Origin of the sequence: Pricia mediterranea (assembly GCF_032248455.1) — a bacterium.
Classification (GTDB): Bacteria; Bacteroidota; Bacteroidia; order Flavobacteriales; family Flavobacteriaceae; genus Pricia; species Pricia mediterranea.
On sequence record NZ_JAVTTP010000001.1, the window covers coordinates 2668311 to 2688534 of the forward strand.

General features: G+C 45.4%; 18 protein-coding genes. 10 read left to right on the top strand and 8 right to left on the bottom strand.

Annotated features, from left to right (window positions below; translation table 11 throughout):
• Positions 1–40 precede the first annotated feature (40 nt).
• Positions 41–655, top strand: a complete 615-nt coding sequence (gene gldD, locus RQM65_RS10920) for a gliding motility lipoprotein GldD (protein WP_314014943.1) — start codon at positions 41–43, stop codon at positions 653–655.
• Between the two features lie 29 nt (positions 656–684).
• On the opposite strand, the gene RQM65_RS10925 is transcribed toward gldD, so the two are convergent.
• Both RQM65_RS10925 and RQM65_RS10930 read right to left on the bottom strand, forming a co-directional pair.
• Positions 685–1155 (bottom strand): Lrp/AsnC ligand binding domain-containing protein, encoded by a 471-nt coding sequence (locus tag RQM65_RS10925; RefSeq protein WP_314014945.1) that lies wholly within the window; start codon positions 1153–1155, stop codon positions 685–687.
• Positions 1156–1218: 63 nt separating this feature from the next.
• The gene (locus RQM65_RS10930; protein WP_314014946.1) at positions 1219–2592 is read right to left on the bottom strand and encodes a saccharopine dehydrogenase family protein; all 1374 of its coding nucleotides are present in this window, start codon (positions 2590–2592) and stop codon (positions 1219–1221) included.
• 94 nt (positions 2593–2686) lie between these two features.
• Between RQM65_RS10930 and RQM65_RS10935 the strand changes: the two genes are divergently transcribed.
• Entirely contained in the window at positions 2687–3073 is a 387-nt protein-coding gene (locus RQM65_RS10935; RefSeq protein WP_314014947.1) for a DUF423 domain-containing protein, read from the top strand.
• Positions 3074–3154: 81 nt separating this feature from the next.
• Entirely contained in the window at positions 3155–4771 is a 1617-nt protein-coding gene (gene pckA / locus RQM65_RS10940; protein WP_314014948.1) for a phosphoenolpyruvate carboxykinase (ATP), read from the top strand.
• Between the two features lie 42 nt (positions 4772–4813).
• On the opposite strand, the gene RQM65_RS10945 is transcribed toward pckA, so the two are convergent.
• The 3 genes from RQM65_RS10945 to RQM65_RS10955 form a co-directional block, all read right to left on the bottom strand.
• Positions 4814–5560 carry a uroporphyrinogen-III synthase gene (locus RQM65_RS10945; RefSeq protein WP_314014950.1) on the bottom strand — a complete coding sequence of 249 codons (747 nt, stop codon included), beginning with the start codon at positions 5558–5560 and terminating at the stop codon, positions 4814–4816.
• Positions 5561–5673: 113 nt separating this feature from the next.
• Entirely contained in the window at positions 5674–6330 is a 657-nt protein-coding gene (locus RQM65_RS10950) for a DUF4271 domain-containing protein (RefSeq protein WP_314014952.1), read from the bottom strand.
• On the bottom strand, positions 6330–7997 hold the full coding sequence (locus RQM65_RS10955; protein WP_314014954.1) for an ArnT family glycosyltransferase: 1668 nt from the start codon (positions 7995–7997) through the stop codon (positions 6330–6332). Before RQM65_RS10955 ends, RQM65_RS10950 begins: the two co-directional genes overlap by 1 nt.
• A gap of 189 nt (positions 7998–8186) precedes the next feature.
• Here RQM65_RS10955 and RQM65_RS10960 point away from each other — a divergent pair, with 189 nt between their 5' ends.
• The 3 genes from RQM65_RS10960 to RQM65_RS10970 all read left to right on the top strand — a co-directional run bounded on the left by RQM65_RS10960 (position 8187) and on the right by RQM65_RS10970 (position 11105).
• Entirely contained in the window at positions 8187–8915 is a 729-nt protein-coding gene (locus tag RQM65_RS10960) for a polyprenol monophosphomannose synthase (RefSeq protein ID WP_314014956.1), read from the top strand.
• Positions 8916–8968: 53 nt separating this feature from the next.
• On the top strand, positions 8969–10306 hold the full coding sequence (locus RQM65_RS10965) for a dihydroorotase (protein ID WP_314014957.1): 1338 nt from the start codon (positions 8969–8971) through the stop codon (positions 10304–10306).
• A gap of 403 nt (positions 10307–10709) precedes the next feature.
• Positions 10710–11105, top strand: a complete 396-nt coding sequence (locus RQM65_RS10970; RefSeq protein ID WP_314014958.1) for a DUF4296 domain-containing protein — start codon at positions 10710–10712, stop codon at positions 11103–11105.
• A gap of 385 nt (positions 11106–11490) precedes the next feature.
• Here RQM65_RS10970 and RQM65_RS10975 read toward each other — a convergent pair whose 3' ends face one another.
• Positions 11491–12498 (bottom strand): NAD-dependent epimerase/dehydratase family protein, encoded by a 1008-nt coding sequence (locus RQM65_RS10975; protein ID WP_314014959.1) that lies wholly within the window; start codon positions 12496–12498, stop codon positions 11491–11493.
• A 73-nt stretch (positions 12499–12571) separates the two neighbouring features.
• On the opposite strand from RQM65_RS10975, the gene tyrS reads away from it, so the two are divergent.
• From tyrS to RQM65_RS10990, 3 genes are all read left to right on the top strand, one after another.
• The gene (tyrS, locus tag RQM65_RS10980) at positions 12572–13867 is read left to right on the top strand and encodes a tyrosine--tRNA ligase (protein WP_314014961.1); all 1296 of its coding nucleotides are present in this window, start codon (positions 12572–12574) and stop codon (positions 13865–13867) included.
• Between the two features lie 59 nt (positions 13868–13926).
• Positions 13927–14133, top strand: a complete 207-nt coding sequence (locus tag RQM65_RS10985) for a hypothetical protein (protein WP_314014963.1) — start codon at positions 13927–13929, stop codon at positions 14131–14133.
• 297 nt (positions 14134–14430) lie between these two features.
• Positions 14431–15189, top strand: coding sequence for a slipin family protein (locus RQM65_RS10990; protein ID WP_314014965.1), 759 nt, complete (start codon positions 14431–14433; stop codon positions 15187–15189).
• A 17-nt stretch (positions 15190–15206) separates the two neighbouring features.
• On the opposite strand, the gene RQM65_RS10995 is transcribed toward RQM65_RS10990, so the two are convergent.
• Positions 15207–16109, bottom strand: coding sequence for a metallophosphoesterase family protein (locus tag RQM65_RS10995; protein WP_314014966.1), 903 nt, complete (start codon positions 16107–16109; stop codon positions 15207–15209).
• A gap of 369 nt (positions 16110–16478) precedes the next feature.
• Between RQM65_RS10995 and RQM65_RS11000 the strand changes: the two genes are divergently transcribed.
• Entirely contained in the window at positions 16479–18860 is a 2382-nt protein-coding gene (locus tag RQM65_RS11000) for a GAF domain-containing protein (protein ID WP_314014967.1), read from the top strand.
• A gap of 109 nt (positions 18861–18969) precedes the next feature.
• Here the strand turns inward: RQM65_RS11000 and RQM65_RS11005 are convergent, their stop codons facing one another.
• Positions 18970–20184 (bottom strand): Pycsar system effector family protein, encoded by a 1215-nt coding sequence (locus RQM65_RS11005; RefSeq protein WP_314014969.1) that lies wholly within the window; start codon positions 20182–20184, stop codon positions 18970–18972.
• Positions 20185–20224 lie beyond the last annotated feature (40 nt).

The window sequence follows — 20224 nt, forward strand, 5'->3', positions numbered from 1 at the left end:
TAAGGTCACAAGGTTTTTGCCCTAAGGATAAAAAGCGTACATGGATAACAATCCAAAGTTAATATCTAGGTTTAAAAATCAGCGCTCAGGTACACTCGTGCGATGTTGTCTTGTGGCCGCGGTTCCTTTGGTGTTCCTTCTTTTTTATGGGTGTAACGAAGAGGTGCTTCCCAAGCCAAAGGCCAAACTACGACTAGAATATCCTAAACCGGTGCCGACCGAATTTGAATCCGAAAATTTTCGTTTTGAATATAACAAGTTGGCTGGGATAACATCCCGAAAGAGCGGCTCGTTCACGCTTCAGTATCCGGAAATGAAGGGAGAAATTTTTTTAAATTATAGGAAGGTCGATGACAATATCGAGAAATTGCTTTCTGATGCGCAGCGACTTAGCTTTGAACATTCGGTCAAAGCAGATGGTATCATTGAACAGCCCTTTGTAAATGAAGGAAACGAAGTGTATGGCATGTTTTACGAAGTAAGTGGTAATGCGGCGTCGCAAGCACAATTTTATGTGACTGACAGCACGGAACATTTCTTGACGGGATCTTTATACTTTCTCGTAAAACCCAACTACGATTCCATCTATCCCGCTGCGGCCTATCTACAAAATGACATGCGGACAATCATGGAGACCTTGAAATGGTACGAGTAATAACAAATTGAAAGAGTAAGGCCCCCGGTTTATATGGTGATCTGCCGATCGATCTGTTGTGCCAATGAGATAAAGGTCTCGGTTCGGGAAATGCCTTCAATTTGCTGTATCTCTTTGTTCAGTACTTGCATGAGATGTTCGTTATCGCGGCAAAGTACCTTGACCAGGATGGACCAATTACCGGTGGTATAATGACATTCCAAGACCTCGGGAATCTTTTCCAATTGCTTGACTGCCGCCGGGTTGCTCATGGCCTTGTCTAGGTAGATGCCGATATAGGCCATGGTCGTATAGCCCATGACACGGGGGTCGATGATGAATTTCGAACCTGCCAACAGGCCCGATGCCTCCAATTTTCGAAGTCTTTGGTGAATGGCGGCTCCCGAAATGCCGATGCTTCTGGCAATCTCTAAAATAGGTTTTCGTGCGTCTGCCATTAAAAACCTTAGTATTTCCTTGTCTATCCCGTCAATTTTCACCTTTTCATTACTGATTTTCATGGTTCCGGTTTCAATTTGAGGTTAAAAGTAGAAAAATTTGTAAAGAGTAGAACTTTTTAGGAATTAGCTCGCTACCGAATCTGGGTTATATCCCAAATAGGGCACCTCATTTTCCTTGAACGCGATGCCATAGGCTTTAAGCTCGGCAAGAATGGGTTCGTAAACTTCTTTTTTGATTGGGATTTGTACGCCGGGACTGATAATTTTTTTGTTCAATATGGCGAGTGTGGCGATGCCCACCGGCAGGCCTACGGTCTTTGCCATTGCGGTATGGGTACGGTTCTCGCCGATGGCCACCATGTTGGCGTCGATCTGCTTTTTCTGTCCGTTCAGCTCATAGCCGAACTTGTGGTACATTACAATCATGTCTTTTTCGTCTTTTGCAAGCGTCCAGCTATCTTCGAGGATTTTTTGGAGTATTTGTGCCGGGGTGGCATTGGGAAGCTCGATTTTTTTCCGGGAATCGAAGATGTTCAGTTCCAAGAGTTTTTCCCACATGATGTCGTCCTGGTCGATTTTGAGGTAGTGCCTAAGCTTGAGTTCGACGGAATCGGTGGGCGAATAGGGCAGGAAAAGGTTGACGAACTCGCGGTACGACATCCCTTCGGAATTTTCGATGCGATAGCTGTCATCGGTCATCCCCAGTTGTACGAATATGTTCCAGGCTTTTGAAAAGCCTACCCGGCGCATGGTACCCCTGTAAAGCGTCAGTGCGTCTTGAAGCCCATATGCTTCGCGATAGTTCAGTGAATCCCGATTGGCGTAGCCTTCGAAATTCCCGTAGCCCTCAATTTTTAAAAACTCCGTGCGGCGAAAGAGTTTATGATAGGGAATGTACTTGTAGGTACCTTCTTGGATGAATTTGGCAGTACCGCCTTGGCCTGCTACGACTACGTTCCTGGGGTTCCAAGTAAACTTATAGTTCCAAAGGTTGTTGTCGTGTTCGGGAGCTACCAGTCCCCCAGTAAAAGATTCGAATAATAACAGGTTGCCGCCTTGGTCTCGAATACGATCAATGATTTGCATGGCACTCATGTGGTCGATACCCGGATCAAGACCGATTTCGTTCATGAAGATCAATCCTTTTTCCTTGGCCTCTGGGTCCAAAGCCTTGATTTCATTACTGATATACGAGGCGGTGACCAGATGCTTGCCAAGTGCGATACAGTCACGGGCGACGTTTATATGGAGCGAGGCGGGGAGCATGGATATCACGATGTCGTTGCCCACTACAGCTTTCTGTCTTTCGGTTACCTTGAAAATATCCAAAAATATCACGGAACACCGTGGGTGGTCTTTAGTGGTATCGGCAATTGACCCGGGGTTGAGGTCGCCCACGGTTACATGCAGGTCTTCTGGTTCGGCTTTCTCCAACAGGTAGTCCAATAGGTACGATGTTGATTTTCCGGCACCGATGAGTAGTATTTTACGTGGCATTTGGTTTTGTACTTTTGTGGCTGCATTAGGGACGAGCTCAAGATATGCTAAGGTATCAAATGTTATAACTATAAAAAAACGATCCTATTACGTTATGGACAAAACAGTTTTTGTGTCGGGAATTTTTTTTGGGGTACTGGCCGTAATTTTGGGGGCGTTTGGCGCCCATGGGCTGGAAAGATTGGTAGAGGCGGACGCGATCCGGACTTGGGAGACCGGCGTCACCTATCAAATGTACCACGCCCTGCTGCTATTGCTTTTAACTAACGTGAAAACGATACCGGTTGCGCACAAAAAATGGATATGCTATGCCGTTGTAGCGGGAATCATCCTCTTTTCTTTTTCGATCTATGGCTTGGCGACCAATTCACTTACTTCCTTCGATTTCAAGAAAATCGGCTTTGTGACCCCGATCGGGGGGCTCTTGTTTATTTTGGGATGGGTGCTTTTCGGAATCCAATATTGGAGACACGGTCAATAAATCATCCTTTTAAATTATTCTTAAAAAATAGCTACTAAAAATTTATTTATGATAATTTTGCGGATATAAAACGCCGTGACAATGAGTATTTCGAAAGATCGCCCACGAAATGTTTCCTTGGAGTCCTATGGAATCACGTATTCCAAGGTTCAGTACCAACTATCTTCCTCGGAACTGCATGCCCTGACCTTGGAAAAGAATATGGGAAAGGAAGCATCTTCGGGTGCTCTGGCTGTCAATACAGGGGAGTTTACCGGCCGTTCGCCCAAAGACCGGTTTATCGTCAAGGATGCGATTACTTCGGAAAAGGTTTGGTGGGGCGATATCAATATCCCGTTGGAGCCCGCAGAATTCGATGCGCTCTATGAAAAAGTGATTTCCTATCTGAACGGGAAGGAACTCTACGTACGGGATTGCTATGCCTGCGCCGACCACAATTACCGGATGGACATCAGGGTCGTCAACGAATACCCGTGGTCGAACCTTTTCGCCTACAATATGTTCATACGTCCGACAGACGAAGAGTTGAAAAATTTCAGTCCAGAATGGACGGTAATCAACGCTCCCGGTTTTAAGGCCGATCCCGGAACCGATGGCACGCGGCAGCATAACTTTGCCATTTTGAACTTTAGCCGGAAAATTGCCTTGATCGGTGGCACGGGTTATACCGGCGAAATTAAAAAGGGCATCTTCTCGGCCCTTAATTTTATTTTGCCCGTGGAGAAAAGAACCTTGCCGATGCATTGTTCCGCCAATGTGGGGGATGATGGGGAGACCGCCATCTTTTTCGGACTGTCGGGCACCGGAAAGACAACCTTGTCCACTGATGCATCCCGGAAATTGATCGGGGACGACGAACACGGTTGGAACAATGAGAACGCCGTCTTCAATTTTGAAGGTGGTTGCTACGCCAAGGTCATCAACCTATCCGAAGAGAACGAACCCGAAATATTCGGCGCCATCAAAAAAGGGGCATTGCTCGAGAACGTGGTCATGGACGAAACCGGAGTCGTCGATTATTCCGACACTTCCATTACTCAAAACACCCGGGTCAGTTATCCAATATATCATATTGATAATGTTCAACGGCCATCGATAGGGCGCAATCCGAAGAACATTTTCTTTCTTACTGCGGATGCATTTGGAGTGTTGCCCCCGATTTCAAAGCTGACCCCCAGCCAAGCGGCATATCATTTTATATCGGGCTATACCGCCAAGGTAGCCGGTACGGAGGCGGGAGTGGTAGAACCTGTTCCATCTTTCTCTGCTTGTTTTGGGGCGCCTTTTATGCCTTTGCATCCCGCAAAATATGCCGAAATGCTGAGCAAAAAGATGAAAGATGCGGGGGTAAACGTATGGTTGGTCAACACGGGATGGACGGGCGGCCCCTACGGAGTGGGCACCCGGATGAAGCTGAAGTACACCCGGGCCATGATCAATGCCGTGTTGAACGGTGATTTGGGCCTTTACGATTACGACCACTACCATATTCACTCCGTTTTCGGGGTGGCGCAACCTAGGGAATGTCCAGGTGTACCGACCAAGGTGTTGAGTCCGAGGGCCACTTGGAACGACGATGAGGCCTACTACACCACGGCTTTCAAGCTGACCAATGCCTTCCGTGATAATTTTAGAAAGTTCGAGCACTATGCCAGTGAGGAGATTCGCCGGGGCGGTCCGCAACGCTATGCCTTTTAAATTGCGAGTGAAGGACTGAAATCTATCGTAACCTACCGACGCTTATCGTTTGTTCGCCTCGGTGATGTATTTCTGCAAAGCCATTGTCATAGAAGGTGTTTCAGGGGTGGGCGCCTTGATGTCGATACGGAGTCCGGCATCGGTGGCAGCATCTACGGTGGAGTTGCCAAATACGGCGATGCGGGTATCCCTCTGGTCGAAATCGGGGAAATTCTGCAAAAGCGATTCGATGCCGGAGGGACTGAAAAAGACCAAAACATCGTAATAGACATTCCGAAGATCGGATAGATCGCTAATGACCGTTTTATAAAAAATCCCTCTTTTCCATACGATGTCAAGGCCGTTCAAAATTTCTGGAATTGAATCTTTGAGGGCATCGGAAGAAGGCAATAAGAACTTTTCACTTTTATATTTTTTGATCAGGGGGACCAATTCCTGAAAGTTGCGCTTTCCTACATAAATTTTTCGCTTTCTGTACACTACATACTTTTGTAGGTAGTAGGCAACGGCCTCCGACTGGCAGAAATATTTCATACTATCGGGGACCTTGAAACGCATCTCTTCTGCAATCCTAAAAAAATGATCGACCGCGTTCCTACTGGTCAATATGATGGCAGTATGGTCACGAAGGTCTATCTTCTGCTGGCGAACGTCTTTGGCATCGACTCCCTCGACATGAATAAAGGGCCTGAAATCGACTTTTACCTTTTCTTTGTCAATCAATTTGGAGTAGGGCGAGTTCTCGACCTTCGGCTCCGGTTGTGATACCAAAATCGTTTTGACTTTCATCTGGTGGATGTTTGCTTGTTAGTAGATTGCCGATGTTTAACGCCATCGGGAATTATTCGACATTTAGATACCCATATCCACTTGGGCGAAAGGTGAATTTTTACTATTTAAACCTAATTTTGGAGGTAACTTCCAATAATAATGATCGGTGAAATTTCGAGAGCGCAAAGGTACAAAATAAAATAGAAAAAGTAGTTAGCAATAAACTTTTGGTGATTCCTTAACAGTGTAATCCAGCCGATTACATTAATCAAGAGAATTAAGAAAATCGCGACGAAAACAACAAGCTTCGAACCTTTGTTCGGGTAGGCCAAAAGTAGGTTTGCCAAGAACATGATAAACCCGGTATAATTGAGATATGATAATTTTTTAAAAATAAGCTCGGTGATAATCTTGCTCGAACCGAAAATAAGGCCATTGCCCAATTGTAAGACAATCTTCAGAACGATGAAAGCCGTAATGCCCATTAAGAGTATGGGATACAAAAAGGGAAAAGCATCGTCGTTCGTAACAATAAATACATCGGCCGCCAAAAAGATGAACAACGAAAAGTTGATAATTTGGAACAGGGTAAAGAAGATATGGAACCAGTTGAAAAGTTTCTCCTTTTTGTTGTACATGAAGATGTACTTATTGTTGAAGGGCAAAATGATAAAACTTAAGAACCGGCCGTGAAATAGGCTTTTTGCAAGTACTGGTAGGAAGAGACTTGATAATAGTATGATGGTAATCCAGTCAGAAGTGTCCGATGTTCTAAGAATAGGTTCCATTAATATAAAATTTCAGTGTTCTTGCCGTTGAGTCCGAAAGGCAACCCATTATCGGAAATCCCGACCCTGAAATAGGATGGATTCTTCATTTTTGGTGCCGGCAACTTGAATTTGAAATAGGTGGTATCGTTAGGGGGTAATGCCAGCAATTGTCCATCGATCGGTCTGGGATGTATGAGAATCGCATTTTTGACTTTTTTGAAATCCGTCAGATAGGCCACGTTGAACCGCAACTTATCGAGTTCTACCGGGCGGTCATAGGGATTGTGAATTTTAAGGGTCAGTTCCTTGAGCGTGTCCATCCGAATGGGGCCGTCCACTATGGTTTCCAGTTTTCGAAATGATTCGAAATTTTCGATGAATTCCCCGTAAAACGTACCTCCGTTACTCTTTGTAAAGGTGATATCGGCCTTCTCGGGTCTTCTAGAAAAATAAAGCACTTTGCGATGCTGGAGCCTTAATTCGGAATCATCTATGGAATACTGGTTGCGGCGATAGTAGGCATTGTTCATGGAATAGGTGTCGTTGCCCGTATAGAAGGCGAACATCGGGGCATTGCGGTACGAATTGATAAAAACTAGGGGCGTATCGCCTATTTTAGATTTCATTTCTTTCGCCAATGCTTTATTGCCGTGGGTCTCGTAATATACCGGGGACAGTTCTTCATAGACCAATCCGATTCTCAGATACAGTATGATGGCAATGTTTATCAGACCGGCCGTTATGATGCTACGATTTATTTTTTCGTCGTGCATCATACGGCGAAAGGTAATTATAGCCAAGGGAATGGCAGTAACAATAATCCACTGTGTCTGTACGCGGCGGTTAAAGCTGGAGACAAAAAAGAAGATGAGCACGCCGTAAACCAGATATAGCAAGGCCCTTGTAAAGGTGTCCGTTGATTTTGTCCGGAACAGGGAGAGATAGATCCACGGGAATGTGAGTCCGAATATCGCCATTAGGTTCACAAAAAATCCCAAGGTGTATTTCTCGAAGCTATAGGGGGCGTTCGGCCGGTCGAAGAGATGGTATTGTATCGTAACAAAATCGTGCTGATAAAGCCAGATAAAGTGGGGAACATAAGTTAAGAGGGCAACAAGGAGGGCCAGCCACGCATACTTGTTGGCCAGTAGCTTCAGGTTGGACAGGAGCACGAAAATAATGACCAAGGCCGCATGGTATTTACTATACATCAGGCCGGCCATGACCAGACCCATGATGATGGCCCACCCCGCGGACGTATCTGTAAGAAATCGCTTGTACACGTAAAGGAACAGGGCCGTAAAGAAAAGCAAGGGCGTATCGGGCAGGGTAAAGAACCCGTAGGCGTTCAAAAGCGCCATAGAGAAAACCAATATAAAAAAGGCCGTGACATAACGCTTTTTCCTGGGATCATCGACAGTCGCCCAAAGTACGGCCAGAGTGCCTGCGGAAAGCAGGCAACTCACCAAGCGAACGCCGAGCTCTCCATCAAAAAAATAACTGCCCAGCGCGACCATTAGGGCTACCATGGGTGGATGATCAAAATAGCCCCACGCTAAATTTTGGGCGTAGTACCAGTAATACGCCTCGTCAAAAATGAGGGGCGTAAAATAAGATTGGAGCAGATTGATTAAGAGCGCCGTCGCCAAAAAAAGCCAAAAAATTCGGAACGATTTCGATTTCATTTCAGGCCGGTGGATCATTAGCTGTCTCTAAAACGTTCAAAATTACGAATTCTGATATTGAACTCAACTTGAGTTTTTCGTAAACCGATACAAATATTTCACAATTCAAGGTTTCCGGTTTTCTTAGCCATGGTAAAAGTTTATTTTTGCAAGAAGACCTCTTCACGGTCCCTTAAAGCAAAGCGTTCGATGTCCGACAGCCTGGTCATTATCCCTACGTACAACGAAATTGAAAATATCGAGGCCATTGTGTTGGCGGTCTTTCGGCTCAACAAGGACTTTCATGTGTTGGTGGTCGACGATAATTCCCCCGACGGCACCTCCGAAAAGGTCCGGGAGATGCAAATCGAGTTCCCCGAGTGTCTATTTTTGGAGACACGCACAGAGAAATCCGGCCTGGGTACGGCCTATATCCATGGGTTCAAATGGGCCATCGCCAAGAAATATGACTATATCTTCGAGATGGACGCCGATTTTTCCCACAATCCCGAAGATTTGCAACGCTTGCTTCGGGCCTGTGTTAACGGGGCCGATGTCGCTGTCGGGTCACGGTACAAAAAAGGGGTCAATGTAGTGAACTGGCCTTTGTATCGGGTGCTTTTATCCTATGGAGCCTCTTTTTATGTCAAGATTATCACGGGCATGAGGGTACAAGACCCGACGGCCGGCTTCGTTTGTTACCGACGCCATGTGCTCGAGAATATCGACTTGGATTCGGTTCGCTTTGTGGGATATGCCTTCCAGATCGAAATGAAATTTAGGGCTTACCTTAAAAATTACAAGATAAAAGAGGTCTCCATCATCTTTCGGGACAGGGTAAAAGGGAAATCCAAAATGACCGGCTCCATAGTTCGTGAAGCTGTCTTTGGGGTATTTATGATGAAAATTAGAAGTCTGTTCCGTAGGGACGGATTTTAACGGATGGACTTCTAGCCTCCTAGCTCTTAACGAGTTCATAATAGGATGTATTTATGAAAAAAACACTTCTTAAGAATGCGAATATCGTTAACGAAAATAGCGTCTTTGAAAGCGACATGCTTTTACAGGGTGAGCGGATCACTAAGATAGCTACCGATATTTCGGACGACCATGCCACGGTCATCGATTTAAACGGAAAACATCTGCTGCCCGGCATTATCGATGATCAGGTGCATTTTCGCGAGCCCGGTCTCACCCATAAAGGCGATATCGCATCCGAAAGCAGGGCCGCAATCGCGGGGGGTATCACCAGTTATATGGAGCAACCCAATACCGTGCCCCAGACGACCACTATAAAAAAACTCGAGAAGAAATTCGAGCTTGGCGCCAAGCATTCGTTCGCCAACTACTCCTTCCCTTTTGGCGGCACCAACGATAATTTGGAGGAGCTGAAAAAGCTGGACAAGAAGGCCTGCTCCGGTGTGAAGCTCTTTTTAGGCTCGTCGACGGGCAACATGTTGGTGGATGACGAGACCGTCATTGAACGTATTTTCAAAAATACGGACATGGTCATCTCGGCCCATTGCGAGGATGAGGAAACCATCAAACAAAACCTGGCCCGCTATCAGGATGAATATGGAGATGACATCCCCATAAAATACCATCCTAGGATCCGCAGTGCCGATGCCTGTTACCTCTCTTCCTCAAAGGCCATCGAACTGGCCAAGAAGACCGGGGCGCGGTTGCATGTTTTTCACCTTTCCACGGGTCGTGAAACGGAGCTGTTCCGGAACGACATCCCCCTAAAGGATAAAAAAATCACGGCAGAAGTCTGTATTCATCACCTTTGGTTTTCCGATGCTGATTACGCTACCCAAGGAACTTTGATTAAATGGAACCCAGCGGTAAAAACGGCGGTAGATCGCGAGAAGTTGTGGAAAGCCCTTCTTGACGATCGGCTCGATGTCATCGCGACCGATCACGCCCCGCATACGCTTGAGGAAAAGGATAACGTTTACACTAAAGCACCCTCCGGCGGCCCGCTGGTGCAACATGCCCTGCCCGCCATCTTGGAAAAGTACCACGACGGGCAGATATCCTTGGAAAAAATAACGGAAAAGATGTGTCATAATCCATCCATGCTATTCCAAGTAGAAAAACGGGGGTACATCAGGGAAGGGTATTTCGCCGATTTGACGGTGGTGGACCTGAACTCCCCTTGGCAGGTATCCAAAGAAAATATTGCCTACAAGTGCGGGTGGTCCCCTTTTGAAGGGAATCGTTTCCGCTCAAAAATCACCCATACTTTTGTCAATGGACACCTGGCCTACGTAAACGGAAATTGGTCCGACGAGCGACGCGCCAAAAGGATGACTTTCGATAGAGGATAGAAAGCTGGGGTCAAAAAGAGAAGATAGCAGAGAATAGAGAGAAGAGACCACGGAGGAGGGGTGACGGAAGACCGAAATGCAGTGTAACAGAGGATAAGCATTGAATACTTCAGAGACGGAAGCAGTTTCTGCAGATCCAAAACGATGGCGGAGATGTGGTGAGCACTGAACAATGAGGAGACGGAAGTCCAGTGACGGACTATGGGAAACGGCCAAAACTAATTTAGTAATGTTCAGTGTTGTTGCCGATGAAGTTTTCCTGAAATCAAAAGATGAAGGTGCAAGCGACGGTGAGGTGAAGTTAAGAAAAGAGAGCTGAGAGTTAGGCGGGTGGACCTCTAAAAATGGGATTTAAATCGATTAATGAAATTGGAAGCTTTTCAGTTGAGCTAATATGTTGAAAATGAGATATTATTGTTTGCTGCTAGTCCTTTTAAGTCTGCTTTCCTGCAACGAGAACCTGCTGGAAAAGCCCGACGACCTTATTCCAGAGGATAAAATGGTCTCGATTTTAACGGACTTGGCCATAGTCAATGCGGCTAAATCGACCAACATGGCCGTGCTGCAAGATTTGGATATTGAACCTATGGACTATATCTTCAAGAAATACGATATCGACAGCCTTCAATTTGTCGAAAGCGATCGCTACTATGCCTCCTTGCCACCCGAATACGAAGAAATCTATAAAAGGGTGGAATCGAAACTCGAAGAACAGGCCAAGACCATGGAAGAGGCCAAGAGGGTCAACGACAGTTTGCGCAGGATGGAATCGGAGGAAAACCGAGATGATACCGATTAAGTTGAGGTGCTTATCCGTTTTGAGACCCAAATCTGACGTAGGGCTGTAAGACTTAGGACAAAGGACCGAAAATTCTTGAAATAGCCTGTCATTTTTGGTCATATTAAGAACCCACCTCCTTTGGGATGGTTAACCCGATATGAGCAAATTTTTTCCGGAAAAAACTTACGCCTAAGTCGTAGAGTGTTAAGTCATATTTGACGGCCGGATAAATAGGAGGACAAACATTTAAGATGAAGCTCTAAAACGGAAAACTCTCTTTCAAAATCAAGTGGTAATCAGTTCTAAGCCCGGGTCTATGGTAAAATAGAAAGATTTTTTGCGGGCAGGGATAATCGTGGTCTGTTCACAAAGAAACTTGAAGATCTTGGAGGATTCGATCAGATCAAGAATGTTCTTCTTTAAATTTTTGGCAGCAAAATCGGATTTCGTCCTGTATCGGGCGAAATTCAAAATCTAGAGCGGAGCTTATTTTTCCGTTGTCAAAAATCTGCCGGTTTTTTAGTGATTTTATGTGGCTCTTCGTGATGGTTCTGCCGTTTCGAAAAAACAGGTCTTTTGTCCAATCGAACCATCGGCCGATTTCCAATTGCCAAAATTTCAGTCGTCGCTTGGGCGGTTTTATGCCCAGTTCCAGAGTTATTTCGGTGAGAATTTTTTGATAAGTCCAATTTTTAGCGACGGCAATGAAGCGTTCGTTTTTGTTGTTCGACTCCATAAGTCCGTACATCATGTCAACCACATCGTGTACCGATATAAATCCTGTTCCACCGGGCGGATAAAAGCCGTAGGTATTCTGTGCGGTGGTGAAAAGTGCACCGCTCCCACTGTCCCAGAATCCAGGGCCAATAATTACCCCGGGGTTGACCATGACCACGGGGAGCCCTTCTTGAGATCCACGCCAGACTTCCATTTCGGCGGCATGTTTGCTAAGCCCGTACACATTGGCTTCCTGCGGGGTCCATGGGGTGTTTTCGCTGGCATGGTTACTATGGGCGCTTTTACCAATAGCCCCAATGGTACTGGCATAGCATAGTTTTTCAACACTATTGTCGATGCAGAGGTTTACAATGTTCGCCGTACCTTCGATGTTTGTTTTCTGCAGTTTTTTGGAGTCCCTTGGATTGAACGAAATCAATGCTGCCGCGTGATAGACCTGGGTGACGCCGAGGAAAGCGACTTCAAGGGCCGGAATGTCGTTGATGTCGGCTTCGATCCATTCGATAGTCTTAAAGAGATCTGCGGATGCTTCGTGGTAGTATCCGAAAATTTTTTCAACCCTTTCGAGGTTGCTTCCCTTTCTGTGAATTGCTTTGATCGAGTGGCCCGATTCCGCCAATTTGAACAAAAGATGGGCGCCGACCAATCCCGTACCTCCGGTTACCAAAATCATGGTCCAAAGGTAGGAAATAGGAAATTACTTCGGATATTTGCATCCACAACAATTACAATAAACCCAATCAAGAATGCCTTCAAACTTTATAGAAGAATTAAAATGGAGGGGCATGCTGCACGATGTCATGCCCGGAACGGAAGAACACCTGTTGGAAGAAATGCGGTCGGCCTACGTGGGTATCGACCCGACGGCCGATTCGCTACATATCGGCCACTTGGTCGGGGTGATGATGTTGCGGCATTTTCAGTTGGCCGGCCATAAACCTTATGCCTTGATCGGGGGCGCGACCGGAATGATCGGCGATCCCTCGGGCAAATCCACTGAACGCAACCTTTTAGACGAGAACACCTTGCGGCGCAACCAACGGGCGATAAAAGCACAATTAACCCGTTTTCTCGATTTTGACAATGCTGCCGACAATGCCGCGGTATTGATCAATAACTACGACTGGATGAAAGATTTCGGATTTTTAGAGTTCATTCGCGATATCGGAAAGCATATAACCGTTAACTACATGATGGCGAAAGATTCCGTCAAAAAACGGCTTACATCCGAAGCGAAAGAAGGCATGTCGTTCACCGAATTCACGTATCAGATAGTACAGGGGTACGATTTTCTACACCTCTTTCAAAACCAGGGCTGCACGTTGCAAATGGGGGGTAGTGACCAATGGGGCAATATAACTACAGGTACCGAAATGATCCGTCGTATCGGAAACGGGAAAGGCTACGCCTTGACCTGCCCCTTGATTACCAAAGCTGACGGTACGAAATTTGGAAAAACGGAAGGTGGGAACATCTGGTTGGATCCCGAGCGCACTTCCCCTTATCGATTTTATCAATACTGGCTGAACGTTTCCGATGAAGATGCGGAAAAATACATCAGGATCTTTACTTTTCTCTCCAAGGATGACATCGAAGCATCGATTGCCAAACATCGGGAAACACCGCATTTACGTACTCTGCAAAAAAAGCTTGCTGAAGAGATCACGGTCATGGTGCACTCCGAGGAAGAACTGGACAATGCTCTGAAAGCCAGTCATATCCTTTTTGGGAAATCCACTTCCGAAGACCTTAGGAAACTAGACGAAAAGACCTTTCTCGACGTCTTCGACGGGGTTCCGCAGGCAAAAATAGCGAGGCCTGAGCTGGAAAACGGACTCGATATGATCGGCGCTTTGGCCGATAAGACAGGCTTTTTGGCATCCAACAGCGAGGCACGCCGAACCTTAAAACAAAATTCCATTGCGGTAAACAAAGAGAAGGTGAACGGCAACTACTTAATATCAGCCTCCGACTTGATCAACGACAAGTTTGTACTGTTGCAACGGGGGAAGAAGAATTACTTTGTATTGGTAGTGGAGTGAAGCGTCATATAGGCGGGTAACCAATTTTTTGTGAAGAAATTAGACTGACCGAACTGCAAATGGTCATAACCTCGCCCACCGGTTCTGATTTCAGTTTTCTGAATTCCATTAAAGTGTATATTGCCTCTGAGGGACTTGAAGAAGTCTTGATTGCCGAGCAAGAGGTTCCGGATGGTGTAGGGAGTACCTTAGATGTCGATGTCCTAGATATTGATTTGCAGGAGTATATTAAAAAAGACGAGTTCAACTTACGAATTAAACGGTGACCGACGAAATCATCGAATCCGACCACGAAATCGATATCACTTCGACGTTCTTCGTGGATGCAAGGATTCTGGGGATATAGTCCGCATTATTGGTATCCCAGTTCGGTATTTTACTTTTCGAAGAGTTTGTCGCACAACGGCGAGATTCAATTCTTTCATGATGCCGTCAACGCGGCCCTCGATGTTTTTCAAATTAACGTGAAAATCGTTCGCGGTAAGCTTTGCTCCATATCCAAAAATGTCGTAATTTACTAAGGTTCGATTGTTTACGTCCAACAATCATAATCAGCCTAGACTATGAACCCATTATTTTTTATAGGTATCTTATTCCTATTGTTCCTCTTTGGGGGCATTCGGATCATTTTTGAATATAAGCGGGCCTTAAAATTCAGATTCGGAAAATACATCAAGACGCTGCAACCAGGACTTCGATGGATAATTCCTTTTGTGGAGACCGTTCAAATCGTAGATATCCGTGTAATCACTATTAACATTGTCTCTCAAGAGGTCATGACGGAAGATAACGTGCCCTGCAGCATAGATGGCGTGGTTTTTTTCCAGATTAGCGACCCTGAAAAAGCCGTACTGGAGGTCGAGGAATATAAATTTGCCATTACGCAATTATCGCAGGCCGCATTGAGGGATGTTTGCGGTAAGGTCGAATTGGATACCATTCTTTCTAAACGGGAGGAAATGGGAAACAATATCAAGCAGATAGTGATGGAAGAGACTTACAAATGGGGTATCGACATCATCGACGTGAAAATCAAGGATATTCAATTGCCCGAGAATATGAGAAGGATGATGGCCAATCAAGCCGAGGCGGAACGTTCGCGCAGGGCACGTATAATCCTTGCCCTTGCGGAGGAACAGGCCGCTGGCAAATTGTTGGAGGCCGGGAAGCTAATGGACCAATCCCCCTCGGCCATTAAATTAAGGCTGTATCAAACCCTTTCGAACATAGCTGCCGAAAAGAATTCCACCATCCTCTTTCCATTTCCGGAAGAGGTATTGCCAAAGCGTCAAGATCCAGATGACAAGGGTCAAGGCTCGTGATGAAAAGGTTTCTTGATCTAATACTTCGTCGTATTATAATCGATAAGTTGCTGTGGTCCTTCCAGCAGCACTCGTACTACCCGTAGTGTACCATCTTCGGTGGTCGCTATCTGCCATTTGATAAGTGAAATTTGCCCTCCCTCGATCTCGATTCCGGTAATACTCCGAGGGTGCACGCAGCTACCGTCGTTAAAAAAGGGAATATCGCCTGGTTCGGGAAATCGGGGGCGATGGGTATGGCCCGTCACCGTAATCGGACCGTTGTTCTGCAACATCCACTTTTTGATACGGCGCTCAATCTTGATCAGTTCCTTATAATTCTTGGCGGGATTGGTGGGATCCGCAATGCCCCACACCTGAAGGGGTTTCCAGAGCACCCGGACCAGAAATCGGCCCCAACGCCAAAATGTGTAGTTCCACCAATCGACCTGATGGCCGTGTGTCAGAAAAATTTCCTGCTTTGTCCTCGTGTGTTGAAGTACGAGGGCCTCGTTATAGGTAATACCTTCAAAAAGCTCTTTCGATTCGCCATCGATGGGTTCGAAATAACTGCTTAGATGGGCTTTTACATAATCGGGATCCTTATAGACCATGTCGTGATTGCCCCATATCATATGCAGCCTTCCTGCAAGATGGAATTGGCGCAGAAGGCCATAAATATTCTTATGGGCTTCGAAAATCGATTCAAAATGAATGTTTTCCCAAAGCTCATCGCCATCGCCCAGCTCGCAGTATTCAAACCCATTATCATAGTAGAAGTTCAGGGCGTGAAAGTAGATGTTGCGGTTGTTCGCAAAGTCATCGGCAAAACTGTTATCGCCCCTGTGGCAGTCGCTGAAAAAAATAAACTTTGAACTATCGTCAAAGGTTAGCCTTTTTGCATTTCTAAATGCACGGGATAAGCGGGAGTTTGAAGACATTTGTGGTCAGGGTTGCAAGATGTACCGAATCGCTAAGATACCGAATGTGGAGTTTATTTGAGCCACAGCGACCAACTCCATTCTTACAATTTGCCAGCTTGTTATAATGGCGGAGAATTGAACGGGAAACTGTTGATGTCTTCAGCCAGTGTGCTTTCAAGCTGCAGGCTATCAAGTATCGAGCTCCGGAAACGACCTCTATCTTTAGGAATCCCAAGTTCCTTCGGCGCCTATCCTATTCACTATTAAAATCCCGTAATTCTATGATAGGATTGCTTTTGTCGGTTCCTATTCCCGTGGTAGAAGCCCGCGGGGGAGTTGTGGTATTTCTTTCGTAATTTTGCAAATGCAATAACGATTACTATTACGATGAACGACAAGGGCGCCGACGGATACCCACTGATACAGCTCATCAGCTTTGACAAGCTGCTGCAGCGGTACGATACCATGGCCCAGGGCGAGGACGAATTTTTGGCAAAAAAGGCCCGCCACATTTTGGAGGTGCAGAAGCCATACCCCGAGTTGCGGGATGGGTTTACCGATCTCTCCCTACTTGAAAAGCACAAAGATGTCATAGAGACTTTATTGCACGATGTATTTCCGGAGGTGCTTACACATAATGAGATAAAAGCGGCATCCTTACCCTTTGACGATATCATTTTCAATCCCTCCGAGCGGTTCAAGAAAATCCTGAAGAATGCTGGAGGAGACGACTTTGTGCCCGTACTGCGCAATATGCCTGGAGATCAGATGTACATTGTTACCGCGACGGTCATCCTAAATTTTTATTACGGGTTTTACTTTGATTTCAAAAGACCTTTGTTTTATGACATTCCCGATGCCAACGGGGTCATGCGGCATTATCGGATTTTATACAACGCCGACTTTATGGAAATCTTGCCTGCGGAAAAACCAAGAACACTGACCCGCGCCGATGTCGATGAACTTTTGGACAACTTCAACGATGTCGAGCTTTGGAAAGACAAAATTCCACCGAACAGTTTTATCGCCAAGGGATTTGTCATTTCCAATATTTTCGACGTAACCGCAGAGCACGCCATCTCGGAAATAAAGTCAAGTTTGATCGCCAGCGATAAACGGGGTGGCGAAAATTTCATCTCTAACTTTCAGGATACGTTCAGGTCTTTCTTTAACGAACCAACGATACAGGCCGGGTTCGTGCGGTACGATGCCAAAGAAAATCGCTTTGAACGGGTTTACGGTGCCGGCATTCGGAGCTTTATTCTGCAGGATGCAGACACGCTATCCTGTGAAGACGCACTGTGTCAAAAATCGTATCAAAAACTATTAAGGGATAACAATCATTTTGCCATATCCCATGTCGATAGGTGCGCTGAAGAAACGAAAGGCATTCAACCCTACAAAAGTCTATCGGAACTTGGTATCAAAAGTGCCGTTCTGGCCCCGATTGCCGATAAAGGAAGATTATTGGGAATACTGGAGCTTGTATCGACTAAGACAAATGCATTGAACAGTGTCAACGCCACTAAGCTCAAAGACGTAATGCCCTTTATAATATCGGCCGTTGTTCGCTCTGAAATTGAAGAAAGCAATCGGATCGATGCCATAATCCAAAATGAGTGCACTTCCGTACACGAATCGGTTTACTGGCGATTTCAAGAAGAGGCCCGTCGTTTTATCATAGACGATTTGGAAGGGGAACAGCCGGTTTTTAGTGAAATTGTTTTTAAAAACGTATATCCTCTGTATGGCCAGATTGATATAAAAGATTCATCAGAGGCCAGAAATCTGGCCGTTCAACGTGACTTGATGATACAGCTCTCCGAAATCAACGATATATTGGCTACCGCTTGGAAAATAGAAAGGCTGCCGATTTACGAAGAGCTTATGTTCAGGGTAAATGATCATATCGATGGAATTCGAAATAGGCTCGATACCAATGATGAACAGGGAATTTTCAATTTTGTACAAACCCAGATAAGCCCCGTATTGCAGCATCTCAGGAGTTCAGACCCTGTTTTGCAAGATTTAGTGACCGCTTACGAGGCCTCGATCGATATGGGGACCGAGTCGTATTACGATCATCGTAGAAATTATGATGAAAGCGTGATGGAAATCAATAAGAGGTTAGCTACCCATATGGATAAAAAGCAGGAAGTGGCCCAAGCCATGTTTCCGCATTATTTTGAACGTTATAAGACCGATGGCATAGAACACAATATGTATATCGGCAACTCAATTGTAGATAATGATGGCTTTGATATAATTTATCTGAACAATCTTCGATTATGGCAGCTGCAGGTCATGTGCGAAATGGAAAACCTTCACTATAAATGGAAGCCCAAGTTGTCGACTGCCCTTGATGTAGCCTCCATGATCCTTGTTTACAATACCTCACTATCCATTCGTTTCCGGATGGACGAAAAAAGATTCGATGTCGATGGTACTTACAATGCCCGTTATGAGGTAATTAAAAAACGCATCGACAAATCGTTCATAAAGGGCACAAAGGAGAGGCTCACCCAGCCGGGAAAAATGGTTGTCGTATATTCCCAAGAAAAGGACGAACTGGAATATCTACGGTACATAAAATTTCTGAAGTCGAAAGGTTTTTTTACCGGCAAGGTTGAAATCGTTGATTTGCAAGGAGTACAGGGTGTTTCTGGACTTAAGGCCATTCGGGCCGATATTCTCTATAAAGCCGATGGCGACGGTCCAACGGAAAAAACCTACACCTACGATGACCTAATGGCAGAGTTGGAAAAATGAGTTTAAAAGTTTATGGGGTTATGCGATTGTGGGATTATGCGGTAGCTGGTTTTTGTATTTGACCTTTTTACGGGTAGATGTTCAGCTATGATTTTAAGCGCTAAATGTATTAAGTCGGCAGTTCAATGATTCTGTCGGGACCGTAAAACTTGAGTGCTACAAAAAACGCGATGACCGAAAGCACCATCCCTATCATAAAGATAGTGTAGGTCCATCGTAACAGTGCGTATTTCCGGTTCAATACCACACCTAAAAAATAAAGGTCTTTGGTCATGGTGTTATAGACATAGGCTTGATCTTTTAGTAGTTCTTGTATGGCCCACTCATAATCTTTCAGGTCCATTTTATGAAAATTACCGAAAAAGAGGAGATTGACCTTTTGGTCCTTTACGTCATCCTTGGTAAATTCCCCGGTCGTGACATTGGGCCGAGTGGCTGCCACTGACATGATCATCGACACTACACTGAATAGTACAAAAATGGCCGCCGGGTAAATGAGGTAGTCGTTCGATGGGTTGTCGAGCTTGGGCAGCAGGTTCGACAAAACAAGCGAGATAATAATGGCATTCACCGATAGCAAAATATTCGCCTTGGTATCGGCAATATCGCTGAGCTTTAGGTGATTTCGCATCGAAACACGGTACATGGTCTGTATGGCGCGTTCTGGGCTTTTATCTTTGTATTTATTTTTCAAACGGGCCTTCATATCCTCCCGTTTGGCTCTTTTTTCGATTTTCTGCTTGTTCTTGATTAAGCTCTGTAAATTTTCGTCCTTGGTTTCTTGCCAATTGTCCTTGGCGTATTGCGTATAAAAACGGTGCTCGGTTTGGAACATTTCGATGTTCATATCGCGCCATTCTTCTTGAGTGTATTCGGCAACACCCAGTTTTGAGAGTTCTTCCCGTAACAGTTCCGAGGTCTCTACGTAACTGTCCGAACCGAAATGCGACGAATCGGCATCCCGGATAATTTTAGCGGATAGATTTTTCGGTTCGGTATGCCGTTGAGTGGCCATGATTAGTTCCTGCACCTTCTTAATGGTTCTGCCGTCGCAATTTTCTTTCTTTAAAAAAATTTCCGCAATCTCGCAGCTGGCCGCTTCGTGGTTTTCATGGCCCTGCGTGTAACCTGTATCGTGCAGCCAGGCGGCCAACGTCAACGCCTGCTTTTCCGAATCGTCCAATCGATAATTTTCAAACAATTCTTTAGTACTTTTGACTACTCTTTGAGTATGGCGAAGGTTGTGGTAGAGATAATCGGGATTCAATTCGTTGGACAGTAGATCGGTGACAAAAGCTTCGGTTTTTTTGATCAAATCGGACATTGGATGCGGTTTATTCATTCAAATTACCTTTGGTATCCCA

Coding starts and splice junctions, on each gene's coding strand:
- gldD (WP_314014943.1), top strand. CDS start 41: ATGGATAACAATCCAAAGTTAATATCTAGGTTTAAAAATCAGCGCTCA.
- RQM65_RS10925 (WP_314014945.1), bottom strand. CDS start 1,155: ATGAAAATCAGTAATGAAAAGGTGAAAATTGACGGGATAGACAAGGAA.
- RQM65_RS10930 (WP_314014946.1), bottom strand. CDS start 2,592: ATGCCACGTAAAATACTACTCATCGGTGCCGGAAAATCAACATCGTAC.
- RQM65_RS10935 (WP_314014947.1), top strand. CDS start 2,687: ATGGACAAAACAGTTTTTGTGTCGGGAATTTTTTTTGGGGTACTGGCC.
- pckA (WP_314014948.1), top strand. CDS start 3,155: ATGAGTATTTCGAAAGATCGCCCACGAAATGTTTCCTTGGAGTCCTAT.
- RQM65_RS10945 (WP_314014950.1), bottom strand. CDS start 5,560: ATGAAAGTCAAAACGATTTTGGTATCACAACCGGAGCCGAAGGTCGAG.
- RQM65_RS10950 (WP_314014952.1), bottom strand. CDS start 6,330: ATGGAACCTATTCTTAGAACATCGGACACTTCTGACTGGATTACCATC.
- RQM65_RS10955 (WP_314014954.1), bottom strand. CDS start 7,997: ATGAAATCGAAATCGTTCCGAATTTTTTGGCTTTTTTTGGCGACGGCG.
- RQM65_RS10960 (WP_314014956.1), top strand. CDS start 8,187: ATGTCCGACAGCCTGGTCATTATCCCTACGTACAACGAAATTGAAAAT.
- RQM65_RS10965 (WP_314014957.1), top strand. CDS start 8,969: ATGAAAAAAACACTTCTTAAGAATGCGAATATCGTTAACGAAAATAGC.
- RQM65_RS10970 (WP_314014958.1), top strand. CDS start 10,710: ATGAGATATTATTGTTTGCTGCTAGTCCTTTTAAGTCTGCTTTCCTGC.
- RQM65_RS10975 (WP_314014959.1), bottom strand. CDS start 12,498: ATGATTTTGGTAACCGGAGGTACGGGATTGGTCGGCGCCCATCTTTTG.
- tyrS (WP_314014961.1), top strand. CDS start 12,572: ATGCCTTCAAACTTTATAGAAGAATTAAAATGGAGGGGCATGCTGCAC.
- RQM65_RS10985 (WP_314014963.1), top strand. CDS start 13,927: ATGGTCATAACCTCGCCCACCGGTTCTGATTTCAGTTTTCTGAATTCC.
- RQM65_RS10990 (WP_314014965.1), top strand. CDS start 14,431: ATGAACCCATTATTTTTTATAGGTATCTTATTCCTATTGTTCCTCTTT.
- RQM65_RS10995 (WP_314014966.1), bottom strand. CDS start 16,109: ATGTCTTCAAACTCCCGCTTATCCCGTGCATTTAGAAATGCAAAAAGG.
- RQM65_RS11000 (WP_314014967.1), top strand. CDS start 16,479: ATGAACGACAAGGGCGCCGACGGATACCCACTGATACAGCTCATCAGC.
- RQM65_RS11005 (WP_314014969.1), bottom strand. CDS start 20,184: ATGTCCGATTTGATCAAAAAAACCGAAGCTTTTGTCACCGATCTACTG.